This window comes from Peribacillus sp. NPDC096540 (assembly GCF_050278525.1).
GTDB lineage: Bacteria > Bacillota > Bacilli > Bacillales > DSM-1321 > Peribacillus.
Map to the genome: position 1 here is coordinate 25,317 of NZ_JBNNTG010000028.1, position 25,843 is coordinate 51,159.

Annotated in this window: 21 protein-coding genes and 1 pseudogene; 16 read left to right on the forward strand and 6 right to left on the reverse strand. The window is 37.9% G+C overall.

What is annotated here, in order from left to right; genetic code table 11:
- Window positions 1-266: 266 nt before the first annotated feature.
- Together ACQKMR_RS20850 and ACQKMR_RS20855 are read right to left on the reverse strand one after the other, a co-directional pair.
- On the reverse strand, window positions 267-911 hold the full coding sequence (locus ACQKMR_RS20850) for a response regulator (protein WP_427699029.1): 645 nt from the start codon (window positions 909-911) through the stop codon (window positions 267-269).
- Window positions 904-1,944: a PAS domain-containing sensor histidine kinase gene (locus tag ACQKMR_RS20855; protein ID WP_427699030.1), complete on the reverse strand. Its 1,041-nt coding sequence runs from the start codon at window positions 1,942-1,944 to the stop codon at window positions 904-906. The genes ACQKMR_RS20850 and ACQKMR_RS20855 overlap by 8 nt, the downstream gene beginning before the upstream one ends.
- Before the next feature lie 257 nt (window positions 1,945-2,201).
- Between ACQKMR_RS20855 and ACQKMR_RS20860 the strand changes: the two genes are divergently transcribed.
- The 4 genes from ACQKMR_RS20860 (at window position 2,202) to ACQKMR_RS20875 (ending at window position 6,353) form a co-directional block, all read left to right on the forward strand.
- A complete protein-coding gene (locus ACQKMR_RS20860) occupies window positions 2,202-2,978 on the forward strand; it encodes a sulfite exporter TauE/SafE family protein (RefSeq protein ID WP_427699031.1) in 777 nt (258 codons plus the stop codon).
- Between the two features lie 150 nt (window positions 2,979-3,128).
- Window positions 3,129-4,322, forward strand: a complete 1,194-nt coding sequence (locus ACQKMR_RS20865; RefSeq protein WP_427699032.1) for an FAD-dependent oxidoreductase — start codon at window positions 3,129-3,131, stop codon at window positions 4,320-4,322.
- 30 nt (window positions 4,323-4,352) lie between these two features.
- Window positions 4,353-4,940 carry a hypothetical protein gene (locus ACQKMR_RS20870; RefSeq protein ID WP_427699033.1) on the forward strand — a complete coding sequence of 196 codons (588 nt, stop codon included), beginning with the start codon at window positions 4,353-4,355 and terminating at the stop codon, window positions 4,938-4,940.
- 3 nt (window positions 4,941-4,943) lie between these two features.
- Window positions 4,944-6,353: an MBL fold metallo-hydrolase gene (locus ACQKMR_RS20875; protein WP_427699034.1), complete on the forward strand. Its 1,410-nt coding sequence runs from the start codon at window positions 4,944-4,946 to the stop codon at window positions 6,351-6,353.
- Between the two features lie 47 nt (window positions 6,354-6,400).
- Here ACQKMR_RS20875 and ACQKMR_RS20880 read toward each other — a convergent pair.
- Window positions 6,401-6,675 (reverse strand): annotated as a pseudogene (locus tag ACQKMR_RS20880) (transposase); the annotation flags it as partial.
- 411 nt (window positions 6,676-7,086) lie between these two features.
- Between ACQKMR_RS20880 and ACQKMR_RS20885 the strand changes: the two are divergent.
- The 3 genes from ACQKMR_RS20885 (at window position 7,087) to ACQKMR_RS20895 (ending at window position 9,593) form a co-directional block, all read left to right on the forward strand.
- Window positions 7,087-8,127, forward strand: coding sequence for an ATP-binding protein (locus tag ACQKMR_RS20885; protein ID WP_427699035.1), 1,041 nt, complete (start codon window positions 7,087-7,089; stop codon window positions 8,125-8,127).
- Window positions 8,124-8,768, forward strand: a complete 645-nt coding sequence (locus tag ACQKMR_RS20890) for a response regulator (RefSeq protein ID WP_427699036.1) — start codon at window positions 8,124-8,126, stop codon at window positions 8,766-8,768. The genes ACQKMR_RS20885 and ACQKMR_RS20890 overlap by 4 nt, the downstream gene beginning before the upstream one ends.
- A gap of 162 nt (window positions 8,769-8,930) precedes the next feature.
- The gene (locus tag ACQKMR_RS20895; RefSeq protein ID WP_427699037.1) at window positions 8,931-9,593 is read left to right on the forward strand and encodes a hypothetical protein; all 663 of its coding nucleotides are present in this window, start codon (window positions 8,931-8,933) and stop codon (window positions 9,591-9,593) included.
- A gap of 272 nt (window positions 9,594-9,865) precedes the next feature.
- Here ACQKMR_RS20895 and ACQKMR_RS20900 read toward each other — a convergent pair whose 3' ends face one another.
- Window positions 9,866-10,777 carry a TetR/AcrR family transcriptional regulator gene (locus tag ACQKMR_RS20900; protein ID WP_427699038.1) on the reverse strand — a complete coding sequence of 304 codons (912 nt, stop codon included), beginning with the start codon at window positions 10,775-10,777 and terminating at the stop codon, window positions 9,866-9,868.
- 258 nt (window positions 10,778-11,035) lie between these two features.
- On the opposite strand from ACQKMR_RS20900, the gene ACQKMR_RS20905 reads away from it, so the two are divergent.
- The gene (locus ACQKMR_RS20905) at window positions 11,036-12,484 is read left to right on the forward strand and encodes a DHA2 family efflux MFS transporter permease subunit (RefSeq protein ID WP_427699086.1); all 1,449 of its coding nucleotides are present in this window, start codon (window positions 11,036-11,038) and stop codon (window positions 12,482-12,484) included.
- Between the two features lie 206 nt (window positions 12,485-12,690).
- Here the strand turns inward: ACQKMR_RS20905 and ACQKMR_RS20910 are convergent, their stop codons facing one another.
- Window positions 12,691-14,694, reverse strand: a complete 2,004-nt coding sequence (locus ACQKMR_RS20910) for a YhgE/Pip family protein (protein ID WP_427699039.1) — start codon at window positions 14,692-14,694, stop codon at window positions 12,691-12,693.
- A gap of 123 nt (window positions 14,695-14,817) precedes the next feature.
- Between ACQKMR_RS20910 and ACQKMR_RS20915 the strand changes: the two genes are divergently transcribed.
- From ACQKMR_RS20915 to ACQKMR_RS20950, 8 genes are all read left to right on the forward strand, one after another.
- Window positions 14,818-15,723, forward strand: a complete 906-nt coding sequence (locus tag ACQKMR_RS20915; RefSeq protein ID WP_427699040.1) for a LysR family transcriptional regulator — start codon at window positions 14,818-14,820, stop codon at window positions 15,721-15,723.
- A 71-nt stretch (window positions 15,724-15,794) separates the two neighbouring features.
- A complete protein-coding gene (locus tag ACQKMR_RS20920; RefSeq protein ID WP_427699041.1) occupies window positions 15,795-16,583 on the forward strand; it encodes a GNAT family N-acetyltransferase in 789 nt (262 codons plus the stop codon).
- Window positions 16,584-16,625: 42 nt separating this feature from the next.
- Complete coding sequence (locus tag ACQKMR_RS20925; RefSeq protein WP_427699042.1) at window positions 16,626-17,030, forward strand: VOC family protein; 405 nt, start codon at window positions 16,626-16,628, stop codon at window positions 17,028-17,030.
- 878 nt (window positions 17,031-17,908) lie between these two features.
- The gene (locus ACQKMR_RS20930) at window positions 17,909-18,181 is read left to right on the forward strand and encodes a hypothetical protein (RefSeq protein ID WP_427699043.1); all 273 of its coding nucleotides are present in this window, start codon (window positions 17,909-17,911) and stop codon (window positions 18,179-18,181) included.
- A 138-nt stretch (window positions 18,182-18,319) separates the two neighbouring features.
- Window positions 18,320-19,312, forward strand: a complete 993-nt coding sequence (locus tag ACQKMR_RS20935) for a DUF5050 domain-containing protein (RefSeq protein WP_427699044.1) — start codon at window positions 18,320-18,322, stop codon at window positions 19,310-19,312.
- Between the two features lie 226 nt (window positions 19,313-19,538).
- Window positions 19,539-20,885 (forward strand): 3' terminal RNA ribose 2'-O-methyltransferase Hen1, encoded by a 1,347-nt coding sequence (locus tag ACQKMR_RS20940; RefSeq protein WP_427699045.1) that lies wholly within the window; start codon window positions 19,539-19,541, stop codon window positions 20,883-20,885.
- 2 nt (window positions 20,886-20,887) lie between these two features.
- Entirely contained in the window at window positions 20,888-23,479 is a 2,592-nt protein-coding gene (locus ACQKMR_RS20945) for a polynucleotide kinase-phosphatase (protein ID WP_427699046.1), read from the forward strand.
- 184 nt (window positions 23,480-23,663) lie between these two features.
- Window positions 23,664-24,362, forward strand: a complete 699-nt coding sequence (locus tag ACQKMR_RS20950; protein WP_427699047.1) for a polysaccharide deacetylase family protein — start codon at window positions 23,664-23,666, stop codon at window positions 24,360-24,362.
- 113 nt (window positions 24,363-24,475) lie between these two features.
- Here the strand turns inward: ACQKMR_RS20950 and ACQKMR_RS20955 are convergent, their stop codons facing one another.
- On the reverse strand, window positions 24,476-25,153 hold the full coding sequence (locus ACQKMR_RS20955; protein WP_427699087.1) for a cupin domain-containing protein: 678 nt from the start codon (window positions 25,151-25,153) through the stop codon (window positions 24,476-24,478).
- Window positions 25,154-25,843: the final 690 nt, after the last annotated feature.

The window sequence follows — 25,843 nt, forward strand, 5'->3', positions numbered from 1 at the left end:
TCATTTTATTTACGAGAAAAATTTTGAAAGCAATGAAAGAAACATAATAATGGACACACCAATCGCGAGTGTAGCTAATCTTTTTTCATGTTTTTTACCCATAACTGTCAACTTCTTTCTCTATTTAACTTACCTAAAGTATAGGAGTGTGGAAGAAGTGAACACATAGGTGTTTTCCCCTATCCATGACTTAAAAATGGACATTTTTTGAACAAACGTTCATAAAGACATAAAAAAACTGCTTCCCGAAAGAAACAGTTTGTTGATTAGCTATGTAAATCCAAATAATTATTTTTCAAGCCATATTGAATTAGTTCCGACTTATTTTTCAGCTGTAATTTTTGCATAATGTTCGCTTTATGGTTTTCAACGGTCTTCACGCTAATTTGTAGCTTTGTGGCAATTTCCTTGTTTGTGAATCCTAGAATCGTAAAACGCACAACTTCTTTTTCTCTAACGCTTAAGATCGAAGGCTCCGCTTTTCCTGTGCTTTGAAAGATTTTTTCCAATTGCTCAGGCGGCAATCCGACATGATAATGTTTTTTTCCCTTCATTACAGCTGTAATCGCTTCATATAACTCTCCACCCTGACTGCTTTTTAATAAGTAACCATGGGCTCCAATCTGCACCGCTTTTTGAATATATACCTCTTCATTGTGCATGGTAAGCAGAATCACTTTTACCCTTTCTACCTGTTTTAAGATTTCCTGAGTAGCGGTAAAACCGTCCAATCCATTAGGTATCGAGATATCCATTAAAACCACATCCGGTTTTTCCCGGTTTGCTAAAAGTATGGCGCTTTCTCCATCACCAGCCTCTCCGACAATGTGCAGGTCAGGATAGCTTTCCAATAATAAGACAATGCCTTTCCGGATCAGAATATGATCATCAACAACCAATATATTAATCATGCTGATCCTCCATCCATTGTGGAATGAAAATCTTGATGTTTGTGCCTTTAGTAGGAATAGACTCAAGCTCGAATGTTCCCCCTAGCTGGTCCACTCTTTCATCCATATGCTTGAGTCCGAGGCCTGGGTTTCCGAGCTCAGCTGGATTAAAGCCCTTGCCATTGTCATTAATAGTCAAGGTCAATCCAGCTTCAGTACGGAATAGTCGGATAGATATCTTGGAAGCCTGGGCGTATTTGAGTGTATTATGAAGAGCCTCCTGAATCACTCTGTATAAATTTATTTCCACCGGAGATTGACAGCGCTCTTCAACATTTGTCACAAATGAGATCGAAAGCTTAGCGTTGTTTCTTTCCACAGAAGCAATCAACGTATGAATAGCGGCGACGATTCCTAACTGATCTAAGCTATGCGGTCTTAATTGTTGCGAATAGTCTTTTACATCATTCATCACTTTCTCTAATTCTTTTCGTACTTCGCCTATGTATGTATTTAACCGAGCATCATTGATATACGATTCAATGGCTTGAAGGGCAACCGAGATACTAAATAAAGATTGACCAACTCCATCATGAAGCTCCTTGGCAAGCCTCTTATGTTCCGACTCTTTTGCATCAATTAACTTTTTGATCATTAACTTAGAGATCCTTGCTTCTTCTTCGCGTTTCTTGGCACTTTGATCGCGCAGCACCAATAAATATTCTTTCCGGCTACTTTTCCTGTCATGATAGACAAGCGCCGTACTCATTTCCACATCGATTTTCTCTCCATGATAGGTAGGCATTTTGGAAAGGAAATAGGGAACTTCATCATTTTGCAGTAAATAACAGGTATTCTCTCCAGGTTGTACATTCCTGTTTTCACAATAGGTACAAAAGGGAACCGTTCCATTAAGTTTCCAACCTGTTAAATGCTCTGCGGATGGATTCATCATAATAATATGACGTTGTTGGTCCATGATGATGATCCCATCCTGAATGCTCTCAAAAATCCGTTTTAAATAGGTCACCTCTAAATGGAGCAGTTCACTCATTAAGCCAAGCACCTCCAAATTTTATAAATCAGTACTATTATTATACCCATTAAATGAAGTTTCACATTTGAAGCTTTTTAACTTGGGATTTAAGAACTATATCATAAGTTGTCTACCTTCCTATATAGTTTAGAATTTTGTCATTTCAACCAATCAATCCAGTTTTATAGGGGAAACCCCCTATAGGTTCCAAAAGTTAAGCGTTCTATACTTATAGATGAAAAGACAGATGGGTACAAAGGGGAGGAAAACATTTTATGGATGTTTCATTTATCTTTTTGATTTTCTTGTTAGGATTTATCGGATCCTATCTTTCAGGAATGGTGGGGATAGGCGGTTCGATTATTAAGTATCCGATGCTTCTTTATATACCGCCATTATTAGGATTTGCCGCTTTTAATGCTCATGAAGTTTCAGGAATCAGCGCTGTCCAAGTGTTCTTTGCCACTATTGGCGGTGTTTGGGCATACCGGAAAAGTGGTTTGTTAAATAAAGATTTGATCATTTACATGGGTTCAGGGATTTTACTTGGTGGATTGATTGGCGGTTTCGGTTCTAAATATATGGAAGAGTTTACAATCAATATTGTTTATGCAGTCCTTGCAACAATTGCCGTCATTATGATGTTCATTCCAAAGAAGAACAATGATGATAAGCCCGAACATGAAGTGGTTTTTAATAAGTGGTTAGCAACCATTTTAGCTTTTATTGTGGGCGGAGCTTCTGGAATTGTCGGTGCGGCAGGTGCCTTTATTTTAGTTCCGATTCTACTTGTGGTTCTTAAAATTCCGACAAGGATGACGATTGCCACTTCTCTTGCGATTACGTTTATTTCATCTATCGGATCGACTATCGGAAAAGTTGCTACCGGTCAGGTGCTTTTAGTACCAGCATTGGTCATGATTGTTGCTAGTTTAATCGCTTCTCCTCTGGGAGCAAAAGCGGGACAAAAAATGAATACAAAGGTTTTACAATGGATATTGTCTATCCTTATTTTAGCGACAGCAATTAAAATTTGGATGGATATTTTGTGAAAGTAATTATGGATTATTCTCTATCATGCTGAGGGTTCCGTACACATGGCCTTTCCTCATATTGAAAGTTTATTCAAAATTAGGGGAAATCCCCTATATTTTATGAAAAATATTTCAACTATGATTAAAGTTGTAAAGGGGGATGTTCAAATGAAAAGTTCATACAAAGTAGTCATTGTTGGAGGGGGTTCTGCAGGTATTTCTGTAGCAGCACGATTATTACGTCAATCTCATTCACTTTCAGGTGAAATCGCCATCTTAGATCCAGCAGTCAAACATTATTATCAACCATTATGGACATTAGTAGGTGGAGGGGCCGCTAAGAAAGAGACCTCAGAGAGAGGCATGCAAAGTGTTATTCCGGAGGGAGCTGTATGGATTCAAGCAGCGGTTACGGCGTTTTCTCCTGAAACAAATAGTCTTTCAACAAATCAAGGACAAACCATCTCATATGATTATCTGGTTGTTGCCAGTGGTATAGAAATCAATTGGAAAGGAATTAAAGGACTACAAGAAAATTTAGGGACAAAGGGCGTATGCAGCAACTATTCCTATGAACATGTGGATTACACATGGGAAACAATCCGTTCATTTAAAGGTGGAACGGCGTTGTTTACACATCCAGCTTCACCTGTTAAATGTGGTGGCGCTCCACAAAAAATTATGTATTTAGCAGAAGATCATTTTAATCGTTCACATATTCGTAATCGCTCAAAAGTCATATTTGGTTCCGCAAATCCTGCTATTTTCGATGTGGAAAAGTATCGACTTGCACTTGAGAAGGTAGTAGAAAGAAAAAATATTGATGCTCGTTTCCGCAGAAATCTGATTGAGATTAAAGCAGATGAGAAAATCGCTATTTTTGAAAACTTGGATACTAATGAGATAGAAGAGATTGCTTACGATATGATTCATGTAACGCCTTTAATGCAAGCTCCCGCTTTTATTAAAAACAGCCCGTTATCAGATGAAAACGGATGGGTCGATGTACAGCAACACACTTTACAACATAATTACTTTAAAAATGTTTTTGGTTTAGGTGATAACGCTAACTTACCAACTTCCAAAACAGGAGCGGCCATCCGTAAACAGGCTCCAGTAGTAGCCGAGAATATAATGGCCTTGATGCGTGATATGCCTATGAAGGCTAGTTATGATGGTTATTCTTCATGTCCGATTGTGACTGGTTATAATAAACTCGTTTTAGCTGAATTTGATTACAACAAAGAACCTTGTGAATCTATGCCATTCAATCAGGCTGTTGAGCGTACGAGCATGTACGTCATGAAGAAGGACTTGCTCCCGATCATGTATTGGAATGGCATGCTAAAAGGCACTATGTAAAAATACGTGAACAGAGGGGAGGATGCAGGTATGGGGTATTCTGAGACGAATACAAATAAAGACATGATACAATTGATCAATGAGCTAGAGAAACCTGAAGTTCAAGAATCATTAACGGCACTACTAGGGAAGTTACCTGATATTCAGAAAACGTTGGAATCTGCTGAAAATATTATGGACTTTGGAAAATCAGTTGTCCAAGATAAGGAATCCATCAATAAATATGAACAAACCCTTTCTACATTGAACATTAACGGTGAAACGGTTGTAGCGCTGATTACTTTAATAGAGAAAGTTCCAAAACTTGTGAGTATGATTGAGCAGGTAGAAAATATAATGGACTTTGTCACAGATATTATTAAGGACAAACAGTCTACGGATTATTTATTGTCAAACCTAAAGGAATATACAGAGCCTATTCTCAAGGAAGGGAAAGATGGTCTGTCTCTTATTAAGAGAGTCAAAGAAAGAGCCGATTGTAATCCCCAAAACGTTACATTTTTCTCTGTCATGAAATGGATGAAGGATCCTACTGTAAAAAGGGGATTATGCTATGTACAAGCAGCATTAGAAATAATAAATGAAAAAGATCCAGAAAGATTTGAAAGGGGAAAATGATCTATGTTAATACGTTACTTTTATGATGAGAAATTGGCACATGCATCTTATTTAGTTGGTTGTCAGGCAACAGGAGAAGCGGTAGTTGTGGACCCAATGCGCAATATCACTCCTTATATTCAAACGGCTGAGAAAGAGAATCTGAATATCGTCGGAGCTTTAGAAACCCATATTCACGCTGACTTTGTATCAGGTTCCAGGGAATTGGCAGATCGGTTTGATACAAAAATGTACATCTCTGATGAAGGAGATAAAGATTGGAAATATCAAAACCTTGAAAATGTACCACACCAATTGTTAAAAGACGGCGACAAGTTTACAATTGGAAACTTAGTTTTTGAAACTATGCATACTCCTGGACATACCCCTGAGAGTATATCCTTTTTGCTAACGGACCACGGTGGTGGTGCTGATAAACCAATGGGTATCTTTACAGGAGACTTTGTTTTTGTTGGTGATATTGGACGTCCTGATTTATTGGAAAAAGCAGCAGGGATCCAAGGTACTTCTGAATCAGGTGCTAAAGCGATGTATAAATCGATTGAAAGATTTAAAGAACTACCTGACTATTTACAATTATGGCCAGCTCACGGAGCAGGAAGTGCATGTGGAAAGGCACTTGGTGCTGTTCCTTCTTCTACAGTAGGTTATGAAAAACAGTTCAACTGGGCTATGAAATTTAATGATGAGCAATCATTTAGTCGTGCATTGCTCGAAGGTCAGCCAGAACCTCCTTACTATTTTGCTGTGATGAAGCATGTTAACAAAGTAGGCATTGAATTAATCAAAAATTTACAAGAATTAAAAGTGATTTCTTCTTTTGAAGAAATGCAGAAGGTCATGGCTGAAGGTCATCAAATAGTAGATACACGGACGGCTGAAGCTTTTGCAGAGGAACATATCTCTGGAACTCTCAACATCCCATTTAATAAATCTTTCACAACCTGGGCTGGATGGCTTGTCGATTATACAAGACCGCTTTATGTACTTGTCGATCCGGAAATTGTTCAAGAAATGTTAATAGCCCTTCGTTCTATTGGAATTGATGATGTAGCAGGGTTTGGGGATGTTGAAGAAATCCTTAAAGGTGCTCCGTCATCTTCATTAGAAATGTATGAAAGCATTACACCGCTAGAAGCACAACCGTTAATCGATAATAATGAAGTCCATGTACTGGATGTCCGAAATGAAACAGAGTGGAATGAAGGACATATGGAACAAGCACAGCACATCATGATTGGAAATTTACTAAAACGAATCGATGAAGTGAAAAAAGATAAGAAAATAGTAGTACATTGTCAATCAGGGGTTCGCTCTGCTATCGCAATGAGTATTCTGCAAGCAAAAGGAATTAGTAATATTGTCAATATGACAGGCGGTTATTCAACATGGGCAAAAGAAGTGCGTAACTAAAACAGAATGATCAACGGTATAAAAGCTGATTCTTTTTAGAATCAGCTTCCGAACGTTGAAAAATGAGGCACTTTATCATGGAAACCATAGCCTAAGAACCAACGGCAAGCCATATTTGTTTCAACTTCTTCAATCGTTTTACGCATTGAACGAATACCGAGGGTATATTGAATGAATGTCAGTTTAACTAAAATAACTGGATCAATACTTGGGCGTCCTACCTCTGAATAATTTTTCGAACCAAATGGATCGCTGGCACCAGCTGATCTAAAGTAATCATTTCAAGTTGATCTCGCTGAATAGAATCATGTTTAGAAAGCATCCTTATCACCTCAAAATACTTCCATTTTAAAACAAAAATGACTGTAGGCAAAAAAGGTTCTATCTAAATTTTATAACAAAGTTGATTGGAGCGGAAGGTGCGAGACTCCTGCGGGAAAAGCGCGTCTAAGGGAGACCCCGCAGGCGCAAGTCGAGGAGGCTCCCCGGACCGCCCGCGGAAAGCGAGTGCCCTACGTTCCAATCAACGTTCAATACAAGCCATAAAAAAACTGTAGACAAACTCGATTTTCATCGAGTTTGTCTACAGTCTGAAGCTGATTCTTTTTAGAATCAGCTTTTCGTAAATTGTATTTATGAAAGAATGCGTTTTTATAAGTGTTCAAATCGTTTGGAATGGTAGAACAATCAAAATGGTCATAACGTCTAATTTAAAAACAAGGAGTACTGGTTTATGCTAGATATTGGTCAAATTGACAATGAGTATTTACAGCAAATCTTTCAAAACATACAAGATGGCATTATTATCATGAATCAAGAACGAAAAATCCTTATGATGAATCAATCGGCTAGAAGATTAACAGGCTGGGGGTTACATGATAGCGTTCCTTTTTGTACATTTTGTGAGCAAAGAAAAATGAAGAAGAATGGGCATAAATGCTATTTAATTGAAAATAATGAAGTCCCTTATTTTTTATCTAAAATGCCAATTTATCATGGAAAGAAAATAGATGTAGAAATGAGTACGGCTCTGATGTATACAGATACTCGGAATGGTCAAAAGGAGTACCTTTTGGTTTTACGTGATCAAACCGTTCAATTAAAAGAAGAAGAGATGAGAGTATCAAAATTAATGATTAAAAAGCTAATTGAAGCAAAGGAATCAGAGCACAAAAGGTTGGCCCAAGACCTTCATGATGGAGTAGGGCAATCTTTGTACACGGTATCTGTAGCACTTCAAGCAATCGAATCTTACATCATGGATGATAAACGCCTAAATTCCTATATCAAAGAAGTGAGGAAAGAGCTGGAAAAAGTCATGCATGACATTAAAGTGTATTCGTCTCAATTACGTCCACATAGTTTAGACCAGCTCGGTATTGTACCTACTATTAAAACGTTGATTGAGTCTGTTGAGAAAACCCATAATGATCTAAATATCACATTTGAGACAAATGTCGAAGAACGCTGCCACTCCACAGTTGAAATAAACCTATATCGTGTTATCCAAGAAGCACTTCACAATATCTTAAAATATGCTCAGGCTAAAAAGGTCATCATTTGTCTTTGTAAATATACAGATCACTTATCTCTCATTATTGAAGATGATGGAATGGGATTCAACAAAGCTGAAATCAAAAATGAAGGATTGGGCCTAAAGCATATTGAAGAGCGAATCGATCAATTAGGTGGTGAATTTTTCATTGAGACGGCAAACGATAAAGGAACGAAAATCAAAATCACAATTCCAAAGTGGGAGGAAGGAACTGAATGATCAAAGTGCTAATTGTCGATGATCATGTTCTCATCCGAAAAGGTATTGTTCTTCTATTAGAAAGTTATCCCGATATTGAGATCGTCGGTGAAGCGGGTGATGGCGAGGAAGCCATTATATATGCAGCTAGGATGCAGCCTGATGTCATTTTAATGGATATTTCTATCCCGAACGGTCTGGATGGATTTACTGCTGCTCAAGAAATATTGAAGCAATTGAAGCATGTTAAAGTGATTCTATTAACGATGCACAACGAAATTATTTACATTCAGAAAGCGATTGAAATCAGTGCTCAGGGCTATCTATTAAAAAATAGCCAAGGAGGCGAGCTCTACGAGGCCATTAAGACTGTCTATAATGGAAAGAAATATTACAAGGTTGGCCTACCAAAAGAGCGGGTTGAAAAGTTATTCAAAAACAAGGGAAAGGATAAACCTTCGATCCTCACTATTCGTGAACAGGAAATCGTCCGACTAATCATATTAGGTTATACGAATATACAGATTGCAGGAAAGTTAAGTATTAGCGGTAAAACCGTTGAAAACCATAAAGCAAATATCATGCAAAAACTTGATTTGAAAAAGAAATCTGAACTCATTCAATATGGACTAGCAAATAATTATTTTGAATTTAGCAAGTAAAGCAGAAGTGGCCTTTTTAAGAACATAAACTCGAAGTACGGAAAAAATCTTGGTTGCTGCGGCAACTTTTTTTCGTATGCAAAATAAAAGAGCCATTATGGATACGAGTTTTGTTATAATAAGTAGAATTTGATGGAAAAGTTATAGAGATGAGGAAAAAATTTGAAAAAGGCATCATTTGTTTTATTTTCTATTTTATTATTGTTGGGGTTATTGGGTTGTGAACCAAATATGGAGACCAAGAAAGCCAATTCGGAAGAAAAAACGGGCAAAGAAGTTGAGGATAAATCAATCAAAGAAAATGAAGAAGTAAAATCACTTTATACGGTAGATAGTTATATGAAGTCAGTAGAAGAAAACCTAGAAGCAAGATCCGAAACATTAATCAAGAACATTCAGAAGTTACATAACTATACCATATACTCTAAAGTGGAATTATTGGATTTTGTAGCATTTGTAGATGATCCTTCAGGGTTTGACCTATCCATTACTATGTTCTCTATGGATAGACAAGCTAATGAAGTCTTTTACGAGGGTACGGATTCTACTATCTTTGCAGGTAGTCTGGGTATAATTGAAAATGTAAAATACACCCACCTTTTGGGTAATCAAACAGATGACTTTTGGGAATTCTACGAAAAAAATGAAGAAGAACTTAACCTTGCTGAAAAACAAGCGTTTGCTACTTGGGTCGCAGATTGCTGGAAAAAAGCAGATGGACAAGCAATCACATTGTCAGCCTACTTTTCTATCCATGACGATTATGAATCCTTCGATTTAAATAATAAAGAGTGGGTTACTGACGAGGAGAAATGGACTGATTAATTCACTTGAATCTCAGGGTAGGAAAGACCTTCAATTATGAAGATCTTTCCTGTTATGCCTAGGCTAGAAATACCATAGTGAGCCTGCAATGCCGATTTTTCGACCGTGACCAGGAATAATTCGACCTTCAGAGAGATAATTCGTCCTTCGTTACAAATAAATCGACCTGCCATCATTTCATAAATTGGAAAAAACAGTATGTGTTCAATAACATACTGTTTTTTGTCTTTAGTTTTTAGGTTAGCCCATTCCTTTTCATCAGAAGCCTACTTTTATATTTCTTTTTCTAATTGGCTCAAGCAGGAGTTGATATTTTCTTCGAAATTTTCAACATATTGCTGGGCATTTGATGTGTATTGGGTTTTTAGGGTGTTCAGCAAACTTTCTATCAAAAATAGGCGTGGTTTGCTGGTTTGAGTAAGCTCTTCATGGATGAAATCAATCAGTTCAATTGCTTTGGCTCGATCTTCGCTGTAAGGTAGAGCTTTGTTTGTTGCTTTTTTCAATGCCAAGGTGGATTGCAGCAGATCAGTGTGGCAAGAATGAAGATTGCTCCTGAAATTAGGAATCCATGTATCGATTAGCTCTGGGTCAAGAATCTGCTCCCCGCTTACAGCCACCTCATTGACTATATTGACGATTCGGTTCATGCAGTATCGGATGACTTTTATTTCCGGTAAACTGATTGTTTCGGCTTTATGATTAAAATGATTCATGTGGGTCATCATCGCATGAAAGAGAATGGCGCTATCTAACAGATACGGTTTTTTGCTTTCCCCAAATATATCGATTAACCGACTATACACCCAGCGTATGCTTAATAATAGGATTCGGTTGATAAATTGTTTTAATTCATCGTCGTTAGACACACGTACTTCTTCAACCAGGATGAGTAATTTACTTTGTTTATTCACCACCATTTCCAGTTCCAGCTGCTTAATAAAAATTTCAATATCTGCTAAATCTTGACCAATTAATAGTTCTTCACGGGCTTGGCGAATCTTCTTATAGTAGGAACGGAAAATAGCTATAAATAATTCACCCTTCGAAGGGAAATAATTATAAAATGTACCCTTAGAAATGCCGCTGCCGTCTAAAATGTCCTGGATGGACGTGGCTTGATATCCTTTTTCAATAAACAGCTTATGAGCCGTATCGATGACATTCTGCCTTCGACTATTCATCAAATCACCTAATTTTCATTATACTGCCTGTATAAATGTAATCGTACTCTATTTTCTATTACAGTACAAACCCTTATTTAAACCAGTAAATTTTTATTGCAAAAAATGAACTAGAGGTATATTATAGATTTTATGCAGATTGGGTTATACCTATCGTACAATAAAATGAACTATTAGTTTGAATGGAGGAATAGATAAAAAGTGAGTACTGCTCAAAATACTGAAAAAAAGGGCTCGTATGGTATCCTAGCTGTTTTAATGGTCGGGGCATTTATATCCATACTGAATTCAACCCTTTTGAATATTGCACTGCCATCAATTAAAACAGACCTGAACATTGAGACGTCTACGGTCCAATGGTTGACAACAGGGTACATGCTTGTGAACGGAATCATGATTCCTACAACCGCCTTTTTAATAAGAAAATATTCGGTGCGTAATCTGTTCTTGACAGCTATGCTGTTATTTTCAATCGGGACGATTGTTGCAGGTGTAGCACATGTATTCCCGCTGTTATTAGGCGCGCGTATGGTTCAGGCTGCTGGTTCGGCGATTATGATGCCTTTATTAATGAACGTTCTTTTAACTGCCTTCCCTGTTGAAAAACGGGGCTCCGCGATGGGGTTATTTGGTTTAGTCATGATGTTTGCTCCTGCTATCGGGCCGACGCTTTCAGGCTGGATTATCGAACATTATGATTGGAGAATGCTTTTCCACTTTATTACTCCTCTTGCTTTACTGGTACTAATTTTGGGGTTCTTTAAACTTAAAGACAAGAAAGAAAAAGTTGATATCAAAATTGATATAATATCAGTCATTCTGTCAAGCTTAGGTTTTGGTGGCTTGTTGTACGGCTTTAGCTCAGCAGGCAGCAAAGGCTGGGATAGTCCTTTGGTATACCTAACAATAATTGTTGGTGCCATTTCACTGGTCCTTTTCATTACACGCCAGCTTAAAATGGAAACACCGATGCTTGAGTTCAAGATTTTTAAACATCCAATGTTTGCTTTATCTGCAACGATTTCGATCGTACTGAATATGGCAATGTTTTCAGCGATGATCTTAATGCCGTTGTACACTCAAACGGTCCGAGGCATTTCCCCGTTCGATTCGGGATTATTGATGCTCCCAGGTGCTCTTTTAATGGCACTTATGTCACCAATAACCGGTAAACTCTTTGATAAGTTCGGAGCACGTATTCTTGCTTCTCTTGGTTTGCTTATCACGGTGATTACGACGTATTTCTTCAGTAAGCTGACAATGGATACATCATATACACACATAGTACTATTGTTTTCAATCCGGTCATTCGGGATGTCGATGGCAATGATGCCTATTATGACAAATGGTTTAAACTCGCTCCCAGCCCGTATGAACCCACATGGTACAGCGATGAATAATACACTGAACCAAGTTTCCGGAGCAATCGGTACAGCATTGCTTGTTACGGTTATGTCTAACCGGTCAGCTTCGATTGGTGAGGATCTAATGACTAAAGCGATGAGCAAATTAACAAGCCAGCCTACTACTGAGATGATGGATCAAATGCAGGCCCAAATCGGGATGCAGGCCATGTTGGATGGAATTAACTTTTCGTTCTTTGTGTCTACCTTTATCGCAGCTGTGGCGCTGATTTTGTCATTATTCATTAAGCGTGCATGGCCGGCAAAAGATAAGCCAGCTGAAAAGGCTGATCAGACCGCTTAATATCAGACCGCTTAATCACAAGTCATGTCTGAATGACTAAATAGTAATAATCATACAGATAGTAATGTTAAAATAGGGTAAAGATTAAGTATGGTCATGGGTGTTTCCTTTTCAGGAAATGCTTGTGATCATGCTTTTTTTTGCGAGTAAAAGCGGAGAGATAAAAACGCAGTGCCATTTCTAATCGAATGGCACTGCGTTTTAGGTTATGAAGCTACATCCTCTGAATTCACCTTTGCATGCTGGATATGACTCGTAATCCAGCCAATTACTGCTGCAGAAACGAGATAAGCGAGTAAAATCCAAATCTGCGTCTGTAAGTTTGCCCAGCCGCCTAATGAAATTACTTCTTGAAGCTCCTGAAGGGAATGAGCCATCGGTAAAAATTGACCGAGTTGGGTTAATAGCGACATTCCGAGTTCCGCCGGGAATGTTCCGCCGCAAGTGGCTAATTGAAATACAAGAAGGGTCACGGCTGCGAATTTTCCGACGATACCGAATACGGTTACCAGCATAAGAATGAAGGTCATGAAGGTAAAGGAAACGATAATGCTTGATAGAATAAATATAGGAACGCTAGCCACATGTAAATGGAATCCAAGGAGCACAACTGCATCCACGAGAAGTGCCTGAATCAAGCCGATTACATAAACTAACCCTAATTTATTTGTAAAATGAACGGTTCCGGTAACCTTAATATTCTGTCTGCGACCAAGCGGCAGGATATTGGAAGCCATAATGCCACCTACATAAAAGGCAAGAGACAAAAAGTAAGGAGCGATTCCGGTTCCATAGTTTGGAACTTCCGAAAGATTGGATTGAACCAATTGCACAGGTTCAGAGAACATCGAAGTAGTGGAATCACTGTACTGAAGGCTGGATGTTTTATCCGCGGCATCATTAAGTTTGGAAGATAACCTGTTTGAGCCTGTTTCTAGTGAAGCAAGTCCATCCTGAAGTTCCGTTGATCCTCTGGTTAGTTGACTGCTTCCGCCGGCAAGTGAAGTGATTCCGGTGTTTAAAGTGGAAAAACCACTTGTCCATTTTGAAAATCCGTTTGTGAAAAGGCTTGCTCCCTCGTTTAATTGCTTAGCACCCGAGGTAGCTTGCGCCATTTTATCACCAAACGTTTTCATACCAGATTGAAGGGCGACTTGCCCATCTGCCACTTTTTCCGTCCCTTGTCCCAGTTGCTTTTGCCCCGCGGTTAAAGTAGTGGCCGCATTGGATAATCCATCAGATAAGGCAAGGATTTGCTTGAAGTCTTGATCTTGTTTTGCTTCAGGATGACTTTGGACATAAGCATCCAATTGCTTCTTAAGAATATTAGCTGTACTCTCCGCCTGTTCCTGTCCCTGAACCAATTTTGCATTGCCGGCTGACAAGTCTTTAACTCCCTTGCTCACCTTGTTCATACCATTTTCTAGTGTTTGTTGCCCATTTGTTAGCTGTTTCATGCCGGAATACAAGGTCTGGGAACCTGATGTTAGACCTTCCGCGCCAGTAGATAACGCTTCTTGTCCGTCCAAAAGCTTGGTGCTTCCAGTACGTAGCTTCTGGGCACCATCATTCAAACTTCGAGCTCCTTCTGTTAATTTTTCACTGCCGCTTTTCGCATCGACAGTTCCTTGATGAAGCTCCTCGGCTCCATTTCCGGCATCTGCTAAGCCTTTAGAAACATCTTGGAATTTGGAAAGGATGCCCTCTGAATAGACTTTCGTGATGCTGGCATTGATTTTGGTGGTCATTTTTTCAACAGCAGTTGTACTAATTTGTGAGGCAACGAAGTTTTTACCCGGATTAATTTTATACAAAAGTTTAGCGGCTTCCGGTTTTTCTTCCATTAAGGTGGTGACATTTTTAGAAAAATCATCTGGAATCGTGACAACCATATAGTAGGTACCCTCTTTAAGCCCTGTATCAGCCGCCTTTGCCGATACAAAGTGAAAGTCCAATTCTTTCTGCTTCTTCAATTGTTTAACAAAGTCATCTCCTGCCTCGATTGGCTTATCGTCCATTTCGGAACCTGTATCGAGGTTGACCACTGCTACAGGGAGCTGATCCAGCTGTCCGTAAGGGTTCCAATATCCTGCTAAAAAGAAACCTGAGTAAATCAATGGAACGACTAAAAGAAAAATCAAGGCGATTCTTCCGTGTTTATGTTTCCACATTGCTTTTATGTCTTGAAGTACGAGTTGTAATCCTTTCATTACTGAGCCTGCCCTTTCTAACTAAATGAGATTATTTCATGATAATGGCTTTTTTTAATACTGTATAATACATAATTAGTTATATAATAATAGATTTGAAACTATCCGAAACGAGTGAATAAAATGGAAATATTACAGCTGCAGTATTTTCAAACCGTAGCACGCTTAGAACATATGACGAAGGCTGCTGAGCAACTTCAAATTGCCCAGCCGTCTCTCAGCAAAACCATTTCTCGTCTTGAAGAAGATTTGGGAGTGGCGTTGTTCGATCGGGAACATCGAAAAATCAGGCTGAATGCAGCCGGAAGGATATTCTTGAACCGTGTCGAACGAGCTTTTGCGGAATTGAATGAGGGAAGGCGCGAGATTGTTGAATTAGCGGGCCAAGAACAAAAGAATATTACGTTGGCTGTAACCATTCCAAGAGTGCTGCCTGATTTACTAGGGACATTTTTATCAGAATATCCAGATGTTCGTTTTCAACAATTTCTTAAATCTGTATCTTCCATGAAACAATTGCTTATTGAAGGGGAAATTGATTATTGCATTTCGTCCGTTCCGATTGAAGGCCCCGATATTAGGTGGGAACCGCTGATAACGGAAGAAATATTTCTGATTGTGCCTCCCAATCATCGGTTAGCAGGGAGGGAGAGCATTCATCTTAATGAAGTGAAGGACGAAGCGTTCATTAGCATGAACACAGGTTTTGGATTCCGCAATTTAACGGATCAATTTTGCCAAGAAGCTGGATTTATTCAGCATATTGCATTTGAAGGCGATGAGCCGGCTGTTATCTCAGATCTTGTCAGAAAGGGCTTAGGTGTCGCTTTTGTATCAGAATTAACATGGCTGCACCAAACCGATTCGTTGTCACATAAAATTCGAATAACAGAGCCTGCGTGCCAAAGGACGATTGGATTGGGATGGTCGGAAAAACGATACTTTACACCAGTTGCCAAGCAATTTCGTTTATTTGTCATGGATTATTTTTCTAAGGCCATTTCCTCTAGGCTTAAGGATTCACTATAGGGAGAATTATAAAGGGATTGAAAGGTTGATGGAGAAATATAAGCTAAAGAGAAGGAGAAAGGTGATGTAGATTGAAGCAATTAACCGAGAACGAATTTGAAAAAGTATCACCCATTATATATATGAATGAAGGTCCAACTCCAACTTTCGCTCATTCAGTCTTGGAGCATTTCATTCCAGGATGTGTTTTTGTGGATGATTCAAGTTTTCCAAAAACGATTCTTTTAGGAACAAACTCTGGTATTTATTTTATTTGTGGTGTGGAGTCCAACGATGAATTCAATATGTCCTTACTAGAGTTTTGCAAAACAAAGATGGGGGATGGCGAAAAACGATTTACTCTATTTTCCTCGAATGATAAATGGGATCGTTTATTGGCAGCTACACTAAAAGAAGAAATCAAACAAATCAGCAGATATTCTTTTACCTTTCATCCTGAAAAATACTTCTATGAAGAGTTCAATCCGCAAAAAGAGTTTACCTTGCAAAGAATAGATGAAGATACGATAAGAAACAGTGTATATAACAAGGAGTACTATGAGGATTATTGGGGCTCCGTCTCGAATTTTCTTGAAAAGGCGTTTGGTTTTTCTGTTTTACATAATGAAACAGTCGCAAGTGAGTGTACGACTATTTTTAGGGGGAAAGCTTTTGCTGAAATTGATATTGAAACAAATACGGAATATAGAGGTATGGGTTTAGCTAGGAGTGTAGCGCATGCCTTTATTGATCATTGTTTAAAAAATAAGATCGTTCCTTGCTGGGATTGCACTGTGAGTAATCTACCTTCGATGAAGCTGGCAGAAAAGCTAGGGTTTGGCAATCCGAGAAAGTACTCCATCTTTGTGAAAAATAGCTGAAATTCCTTGTGTTAGAAAGATAATGAGGCGGAGGGACAATTGATGATATATGAAATGACTATACAATTTCGTGTTACCGATATAGTAGAAGGGCAACGATGGTATGAGACATTATTAGATCGTAAACCTGATTTTATACCTCATGAGGGTTTTTGCGAGTGGGAGCTTATTCCCGGGAGTTGGCTGCAAGTAGTGGAAGGAATCCCATCAGAGGGAAGCGGCCCGCTGCGTTTAGGTGTTGAAAACATTGAAAAAGAAAGAGATCGGATTAGTAAAGAACTTCAAGTCGAGTTTTTTGAAATATGCTCAAGAGAAGAAGTACCTGTCAAATGGGCAACTTTTACCGACCCTTGGGGAAACCGCCTTGGCTTTTTTGAATACATAAGGGAAACAGAAAAACCCGAGAAACTGAAAACCGTTTTAGGGAAAAAGAAACCTATAGTATAGGCTGCCATTTGCAGGCAGCCTTTATTTTTTGAAAGTCACCAAGCAGACATTCTAGTGTGTTTTACAAGCCCTAATAATGATCCTTGCTTTGTACTATTTTTTCTTTTGGAATATGATTTCGTTCATCAATTTTCCTACTTCGTATTATTTCAAAAACATCATAATTCTCAGGCGGTCAAAATATTTATGTAACTTGTACTTAAAGAGATTTGTATGTTTGAATAATAACGCTAAAATATATAATGGCATAGTATTTTTTTACAAAGGTGGTAAATGGATGAATGTTGTTGGTGGCTATTTAAAAAGGTTTTTTTTAGAGAGTAAGCAAATAAGAATAAGTACCTTATTAACATTTGTAACGTATGTGTGAAAATATTCAACACTTCTTATTCTTATCTATTTGATTTGGATTTTCTGTATTTGCTTCCTTTTGCTTTGGTTTTTCCTCTTATATTTGACCTAAGATAAGCAATTTTTATTAAATTATGGGGAAGGTATGGTTCATATTCATAACATAATTAGTAGGAGGAAAATATGCCTTTTGATTATTTAGGACCTGTCTTTATTACGTTTATAATAATTTTGTTGGTTTTATTGTACTAGTGATTTTTCAGAGAGTTATGTATTAAATGGCTTCTCTGTTATCAGCATATCCATTATATGCTTAGTGGTTTCTGTAATAAATACTTGGCAAATAGGAATGATTGCGGATGAGTTGAACTTAGCAGGAGATCCTGTATTCTTTGATCTGTTTTTTGTTATTGTAGGGTTGTCTATACTTAACCCGCTGCTTTTTATGAAACTCAAGGATAAAAATTTTAAGTCAAATTAGTAACAAAAACTGGTAGCTAACTAAGGCTTTATAGGGGAGGTTGAAAATGAAAAACAGTTCATCAGTCATTATAGGTGTAGCCATTATCATTGCATTCACCATTTTGGGTTTATTTCTAAAGGTCACATTCGAAAAAGATTCAGAAAATGTAAGCAACAATAACAGTGAATACAGATATGAGTTAGTCCCAGCAAATGATAATAATATCATCATTTTTGATAAACAATCAGGTGAATATTGGAATAAATATTTACCAAGTGGAGAGGGACCAACAAATTGGGAGAAAGGAGACTCCCCGGTGGAGAATAGTCATAAATAAAAAATCAAGATTCCTTCAGTTAGTATCTTAATAGAATTATTCACTTCAAAGTGTATTTGATATGGAGTGTTTTTTTATTGGGAAGGTTTGAGAGAAAGCAGCAATCTAGAGAAAAAAGTTTGAATAAAGGAAGCGAAAATGAAAAGAAATTTATGGGTTTTTATGGTTATTTTATTATTAGTCGGGTGCTCAGAAAAATCAAGGAAAGAATTTGGTGAGAAAGAAGTACCTAATCAAAAGGGGAATTCATATGGCAATGTAATGAATGGTGGATTTGTTGCTAAACAGGACAATCTTTTCATTTTTATGAAATATAATAATTCCGGCATTCCGTTTTTTAGTAGGAATAGTATTATGGCCAAAAAGGAAGAGTCGTCAAACGATGTGAAAATCACTTCAAAAGGTTTTGGGGATCTGAATGTGAAGGGAGAATGGATTTATTATACTGTAATGCCTTTTTCTGATACACCAATATTATATAGGGTAAATGTGGATGGAAGCGGAAAGGAGAAGCTAGTTGAAGGGGCCTGGTATGTCCAAGTTGTTGATGAACAGGTGTACTATTATGATGTCATTAAGAACGGTCTTTATAAAATGAATTTGGATGGCAAAGATAAGGTACATATCTATTCACCAAAAGCAGAAGTGACAATGAATTTCGTGGTTGATCATGAACAGATTTATTTTTATAAACCAATAGATGAAAATGGATATGACGGGAAACTATATTCAATGTCACTTAACGGTGACAACTTAAAAAAATTAAATGATACACTTTCGAATCTCCAGATAATTGCTGGGGAAGATGAGGAGTCACTGTATTATACAGATGAAGAAGAGAGCTTATTTAAAGTGGATAAAAAAAATGGTAAAGAAATAAAAATAAGTGATCAGAAATTTTCATCAATGTTTGTAGATGAAAATTGGATTTATTATTTAAATGCAGGTGAGCACTATCATTTATATAAAATCAAGAAAAATGGTGACCAAAACACTTTATTACTAGAAAAAGAAATGTCAGAAATAAATATATTGGAGAATTGGATTTACTATCAATATGATGAGTTTGGAGACATCTATCGTATTAAAACAGATGGAACGGAGAATATGTTATTTTCAGAGAAAAAATAAGGTGCTGCCTTTTGCACCTACCTTAAAATCGGAGCTGTCGTCTTTACGACAGTTTGTTTGTTTTGTTATCTCGACAGTTGAACCAGAAAAGCCTTCGGTATGTGGTAATATAAGGTTGTCAAAGTAAAGGACGTAGGTAGAGAGTGACTGCTTTTTTCTGAAAATTGATGATCAGTTTGATATGATAGCTTTTTAGTAAATGAAGTGTTTGAAAGGAGTGTTCCAAATGCAGTTAACGATTCAGGCTTCGGGCGACAATGTACAAGCTATATCTTATTTATTGTCTAAGAACCCAAGTAATTTATATGAGAGAAATCATAAAGGCCATTTAGTGCGCCTTTTTTATAGCAAGTTTACAGAAACAGAGCTAGAAGCGACGATTTTTGTTACACCTGACCCGATCGAATTGGTAAAAGGCAATTCCAATTCCTATGACATTACTCATTATATAAATGATCGGGAGTTTGCGGTAAGCAGCATTTTTTGTTCATTGATTAGGTCTGCACTGGGAACGGCTTTGAATGGTCAGCCGAAGGAAGAGCATACAGTGTGGGTGAATCATCCGTTTTTGTTTCAGTTCGAGTTTGGCCCTGTGGTTTCTTCTCTTTCTGATAAGCAATTAAAGGATTTATTTGAGCCGATTGGGTATGAAGTGACGATTACCCGTCCGGAAATTGAGTACTCTTTCCAAATTAAAGATAAAAGCTCAGCAAGATATATTTCTTTAAAAGGAATGAAAACACTACAAGATGGGTTAAGGCATTTGTTTGTATTGATTCCGGTCATCGATAACTATAAGCACTACTACATTGATGAAAAAGAAATTGAAAAGCTTGAGAGATATGGAGACGGGTGGCTGAAAGATCATCCGATGCGAGATTATATCTATCGGCAATCACTTAGATTTAAGGAAGTATACAGCATCGTTGAGAACAAGAAACCTGAAGAGAAGAAAGAAGAAAAAGAAAGCAAGGTTCGGTTGAATGATCTTCGATATGAAAAAATTGTTGATACCGTTAGTCAAATGAACCCTAGCACCATCGTGGATTTCGGCTCAGGTGAAGGGAAACTTTCCGTACGCCTTGGTTTTGTGGAAGGGATAAAAGAAATTCTGGCTGTTGAGCCGTCCCAAACTGCTACCATCAAAGCCTTAGGGCGATTCGATAAAGTAAAGAATAAAGAAAAATTTGTGGTTCCTGAAACACTATGGGGCTCACTCTTCTACTATGATGAAAGATTAAAGAACAAGGATATTATTATCTTGTGCGAAGTCATCGAGCATATCGATGAGTACCGTCTGCCTAAGGTACTGGATACGATATTACATGAATATCAACCGAATGCCCTGATTATTACAACTCCAAATCGTGAATATAACGAGGTATACGATATGGAGGATGTTCTTCGACACAACGATCATCGTTTTGAGTGGACAAGAGCTGAATTTCGTCAGTGGTGTACAGAGCGAAATCACCGCGATATCTATAGCCTTAAATTTGAAGGAATTGGTGAAGAGCATAATACATATGGTTATCCGACACAAATGTGTGTGTTCGAAAGAAAGGAGGACTAACTATGCAAATCGTATTGCCCCATGCAGGAGTAGTCTTGCTGATTGGACCATCCAACAGCGGCAAGTCAACATGGTTAAAAAGCATGATCGAAAAAGAAGTGATTCTACCTTCAGAGGTTGTTAGTTCAGATGCCTTTCGGGTATTGGTGAGTGATCTGGAATTTATTGATTGGCGGGACAGACCAAAGGATGAAGCGGACAATCTGATGGATGAATACCAGGCCATATCAGGAGAAGCATTTTCCATGATGGATTCTGTCATTGAATCAAGATGCCGTTTAAATAAATTAACCTTTATTGATGCGACAAATCTTCACCCAGATGATCGGAAAAGATATATCTCTATAGCTCAAAAGAACAATGTCCCAATTCTATCGATTGTTCTGGATATACCTGAAGATGAACTGTTGATCAGAGATGTACATAGAGAAAATCCACGCGGAAAAAGACGTATCAAACAGCAATACCAGACGTTCAAAAGGGAAAAGCGCGCACTAAAAAAAGAAGGCTATTCGTCTCTTTATACGATAAAGGAAGCAAAAGATATTCAGGTTAGCAGACGTACAAATCCAATTGAAAAGGATATTCAGAATGGGATAGACATCATTGGGGATATTCATGGCTGCTATAACGAAATGATCCTCGTCCTTGAAAAACTAGGCTATCAAAAAAATGAGGATGGACTTTATCTTCACCCCGAAGGCCGGAAGTTTGTTTCCGTTGGGGATGTCATGAGCAGAGGACCAGAGTCGCTTAAAACGATGCTCTTTTTCTATGAACATGTTAAAAAGGACGTTGCCTATATGATTGACAGCAATCACGGCTGGAAAATTGCTAGATGGCTGGATGGAAGAGACGTAACATTAAATCATGGCGATGAAAAAGTGGAAGAAGAATTTAAAGCGTACGAAAAGGAGTATGGAAGCGAAAAAGCAGAGGAAACGAAACAGTCACTTAAAGAATTCCTCCTTCAAGCTCCTTCCCATTATATATTTACCAAGAATGGTGTGCAGACTTTAGTTTGTGTTCATGCCGGAATCAAAGACGCATTCATCGGAAAGCAGTCAGAAGCTGTTCGTGACTTCTGCCGTTACGGTGATACGAATGGATTTGATGAAAAAGGAAAGCCAGTACGTAAAGATTGGTTTATTTCTCATAAGAAAAGCTCGTTGATTGTCTGGGGACATGATCCAAAGCCACAACCGCTGCTAATCAACAATACCATCAACATCGATCAAGGTGTTGTCTTTGGCGGAGCATTAACTGCTTTTCGCTATCCGGAGGGGGAATTTATTTCGGTACAAGCGAGTCAAGATTTCTCAGGAGCCGATGACAATCCTTTAAGAGAATGGGAGAAAAACCGTTTGAATCCGCCGAATATTGGTAAATTCATCAATGGCTATTCTGTATTGACAGAAAAAATGGGTGAGATTAAAATTCATCAGGATATTATAAAACCTGCGATTGATACGGTATCACATTTCACGATACCGATTGAACAATTAATCTACATCCCGCCTACAATGAGTCCAACACCAAGTCCGTCCTCATTGGAAAATTATTTAGAGCATCCCAAAGAGGCAATTAACTATTACAGAAGCCATGGGATTCAAACCATGATTGCTGAAAAGAAACATATGGGGAGCCGGGCGATTCTATTTCTATTTAAAAATACTGAAGCTGCTAAGAAGCATACAGGCATTGAATCATTGGGGGTTATTTATACTAGAACGGGAAGACGTTTCTTTGACGTCGCGACGGAGGAAGAACTGGTCTTAATAATCAATCAAGATTTGCATGAAAGCGGCTATTTTGAAAAGTACGATACAGACTATGTACTCCTGGACGCTGAAATCATGCCCTGGAACCTGAAGGCAAAAGAGCTCATCAGCAGTCAATATGCCCACGTTTCCGAAAATGCGATTCTTGATCGAATGATGCTGAAGGAAAAAATAGCGGAAGCAGCCCTTGAAAATAAAGATTTAAAAGGATGGCTGGAAGAGTATGAGCAAAAACTGGAAAACGCCTATACTTTCAAAGAAGTCTTTCAAAAGTATTGCTGGGAGATTGAAGATATAAATTCCATTCAAATCGCTCCATTCCACGTACTTGCTCATAGCAATGAAACCTTTTTTGATCAGCCACATACATGGCATATGGAGATGAACAGGGAGTTTGCAATCCGGTCTAGTTTATTTGTTGAAACGGAATACAAACTAATTACGGGTGAAGCAAGTGAAGAAGAGGTCATTAAATGGTGGCAGGAAATCACAAGCGAAGGCCATGAAGGCATTGTAATCAAGCCGGAATTCTACATTTCAAGAAATAAAGGCAAGCTATTGCAGCCCGCAATAAAAGTAAGGGGAAGAAAGTACCTTAACATTATTTATGGAATGGACTACTTGCTTCCGAAAAATCTTGAGCGGCTTAAAAGCAGGAATACAGGCAAAAAGCAAAAACTGGCACTGAGAGAATTTGCTCTGGGAATCGAAGGCATTCAAAGATATGTAAAAGGTGAATCGATTGAAAGAGTCCATGAATGTGTTCTGGGAACATTGGCCATGGAATCCGATCCTGTGGATCCCAGATTGTGATAGTTTGTATTTCAGGTACTTTGTCATTTAAGGAGTACTTGAGAATAAAAGAGGGGTTGCTGCGGCAACCTTTTTCTTTTTGAACTAAAGAAGGTTAGATATTAAAAATAGCTGTTTAAGAAGGGTTAATGGTTTTTGTTATAATAAATAATTAAAAAAACTTTTAGAAAGAAAGGTTGTATTTATGAAAAAGAAATTAATATTTATTGGAATCGGAATACTGTTAGTTTTCATTCTATTATTTAGTACATATAAATTAATGAATTCTAGAACACACCAGTTATTCGGAGGATTAACAGAAAAAGTCGAGACAAATCAAAAAGTGGTTGCTCTGACTTTTGATGATGGTCCATCGAAGAATGTAAATCAGATTCTACCATTATTAGATAAATACAATGTAAAGGCTACATTCTTCCTAATTGGTAACGAAATAGAAGGATACCCAGAGGAAGCTAAAAAAATTGTAGAAGCAGGACATCAGATTGGAAATCATACCTATTCTCACAAGCGAATGATTTTTAAATCGTCCTCATATATCAAAGAGGAAATCGAGAAAACGGATAAATTAATTCAAAACTCCGGATATAAGGGTGAAATTGATGTTCGACCACCAAACGGAAAAAAACTTGTTGGCTTGCCTTATTACTTAAATAAAAATGATAGGGACACTATAACCTGGAATATTGAGCCAGATAGCTATTACACTTCTGCTTCTGACAAAGTAAATTATGTGAAGGATCATATTAAACCAGGTTCGATTATCTTGATGCATCCCATGTATGATGATACTGGTAAAGAACTTCAAGCGATTGAAGGGGTAATAAAATTGTTATCGAATGAAGGATATAAGTTTGTAACTGTTAATGAGCTTCAAGAGTTATAGGTTTCACTGTTTCTGAATGAACCATTTCAAAAATCAGGGTTGCTGCGGCAACCTTTTTATTGTGTAACGAAAGGACCAGGTTTGTTACATTAAGACATCGACAAAAAGCCACATTAAAAATCAATTGGTTTCTCATTAATATTTATGGATATTCTTTCAGCTTTCCCATTTTGCCTTTCATTGTAAGCAGGTTCGGTACGGTTTGTATTTTGTGAGATATGATCTCTATTATTAGAGGGATTTTTTGTAGGAGGACCAATTACGACCGACTCTTTAACTGGCGATAATGAATCGGCTATTTTCTTTGAATCGACACCATAGGAAAGTTGGAAAACTTCTGGTGGAGTTAGACGTAACATATCAGAACCTTCTGCCGTTTCGAATTGATCATTGTTAAAAAAGAGGTGGAGATGCAATTCTTCCGATTCCGGTCTAATCCAATGCCACCAAGCCATGGGAATAAAGACAACCTGACCAGGTTTAGCGATATAGTTATGCAACTTCTTAGTGTCTGGATCAACAATTGAGATAAGGGCTTCACCTGATACAACGACATCCAACTCCCATGCATTCGGATGCCAATGAGGTTCCCGAATATGTCCCTTTGTTAGGTAAAGATCTACAAAAGCCCCGCCTACCATTGCAGGTAATTGGGTTGAGGTAACCTCGTAAGCTTTATTATTAGGGTCCCGTTCAAAAAAAACATTATCTCTTGAGTCAAAAAAGAGATTTGGAGTCCCACTCGTTTTTTTTATGTTTTTATTATCAGGAACAAAACCAGGATTCACAATCAATGTCCTCCTTAAGGTCAAATTTTCACATTACATTCAATTGATATATGGAAAAATAAAGTAATGCTATATCTTATATGTAGAAACCATGGGCGAGGTGATTCCATATAAGCATTAATAACATCGATTTGAGTTCTTTATAAAAGTAGCAAAACTAACGAATCCTCTGTTAAAAAGGAGGGACAACAACTCCTTTTTTCGGCAATATACTTTCTGGATATTATTTACCAATTGGTCGTTATTCCAGCAAAGATTGGATGGATCAAGGTGGTTCAGGTACGATTGGATGGTTCCACATTTATAAGGCTGGCCGTGTAGTGGAAGAATAAGGGGGAAATCACGTAAAATTTGTTCTCTAGTGGGATTTTTTATTAAAAAAACATGGATAGTAATACTGAAATTAAATGTATCTATATTTTTCTATAAATACCATGTAAATACAGTTATAATGGAAATGGATAGCAATTTGGTATAGTGGGCAGCGGTCACTCCTTTCAGAAAGGGGGTGTCGCTGGTGATTTCTATAATGGACGGTTTGATGCTTATGATCTCATTCGCCTCTTTAATCGTCGCAGTAATCGCGGTTACATTAAAAAAGTAACCCCCTCCATACCATCCGGCCAGATGTATGTAGGAAAAGGGTTACTTTCTTGATCGAGTAGCTACTGACTTACCACAGAAAGCCGCTGC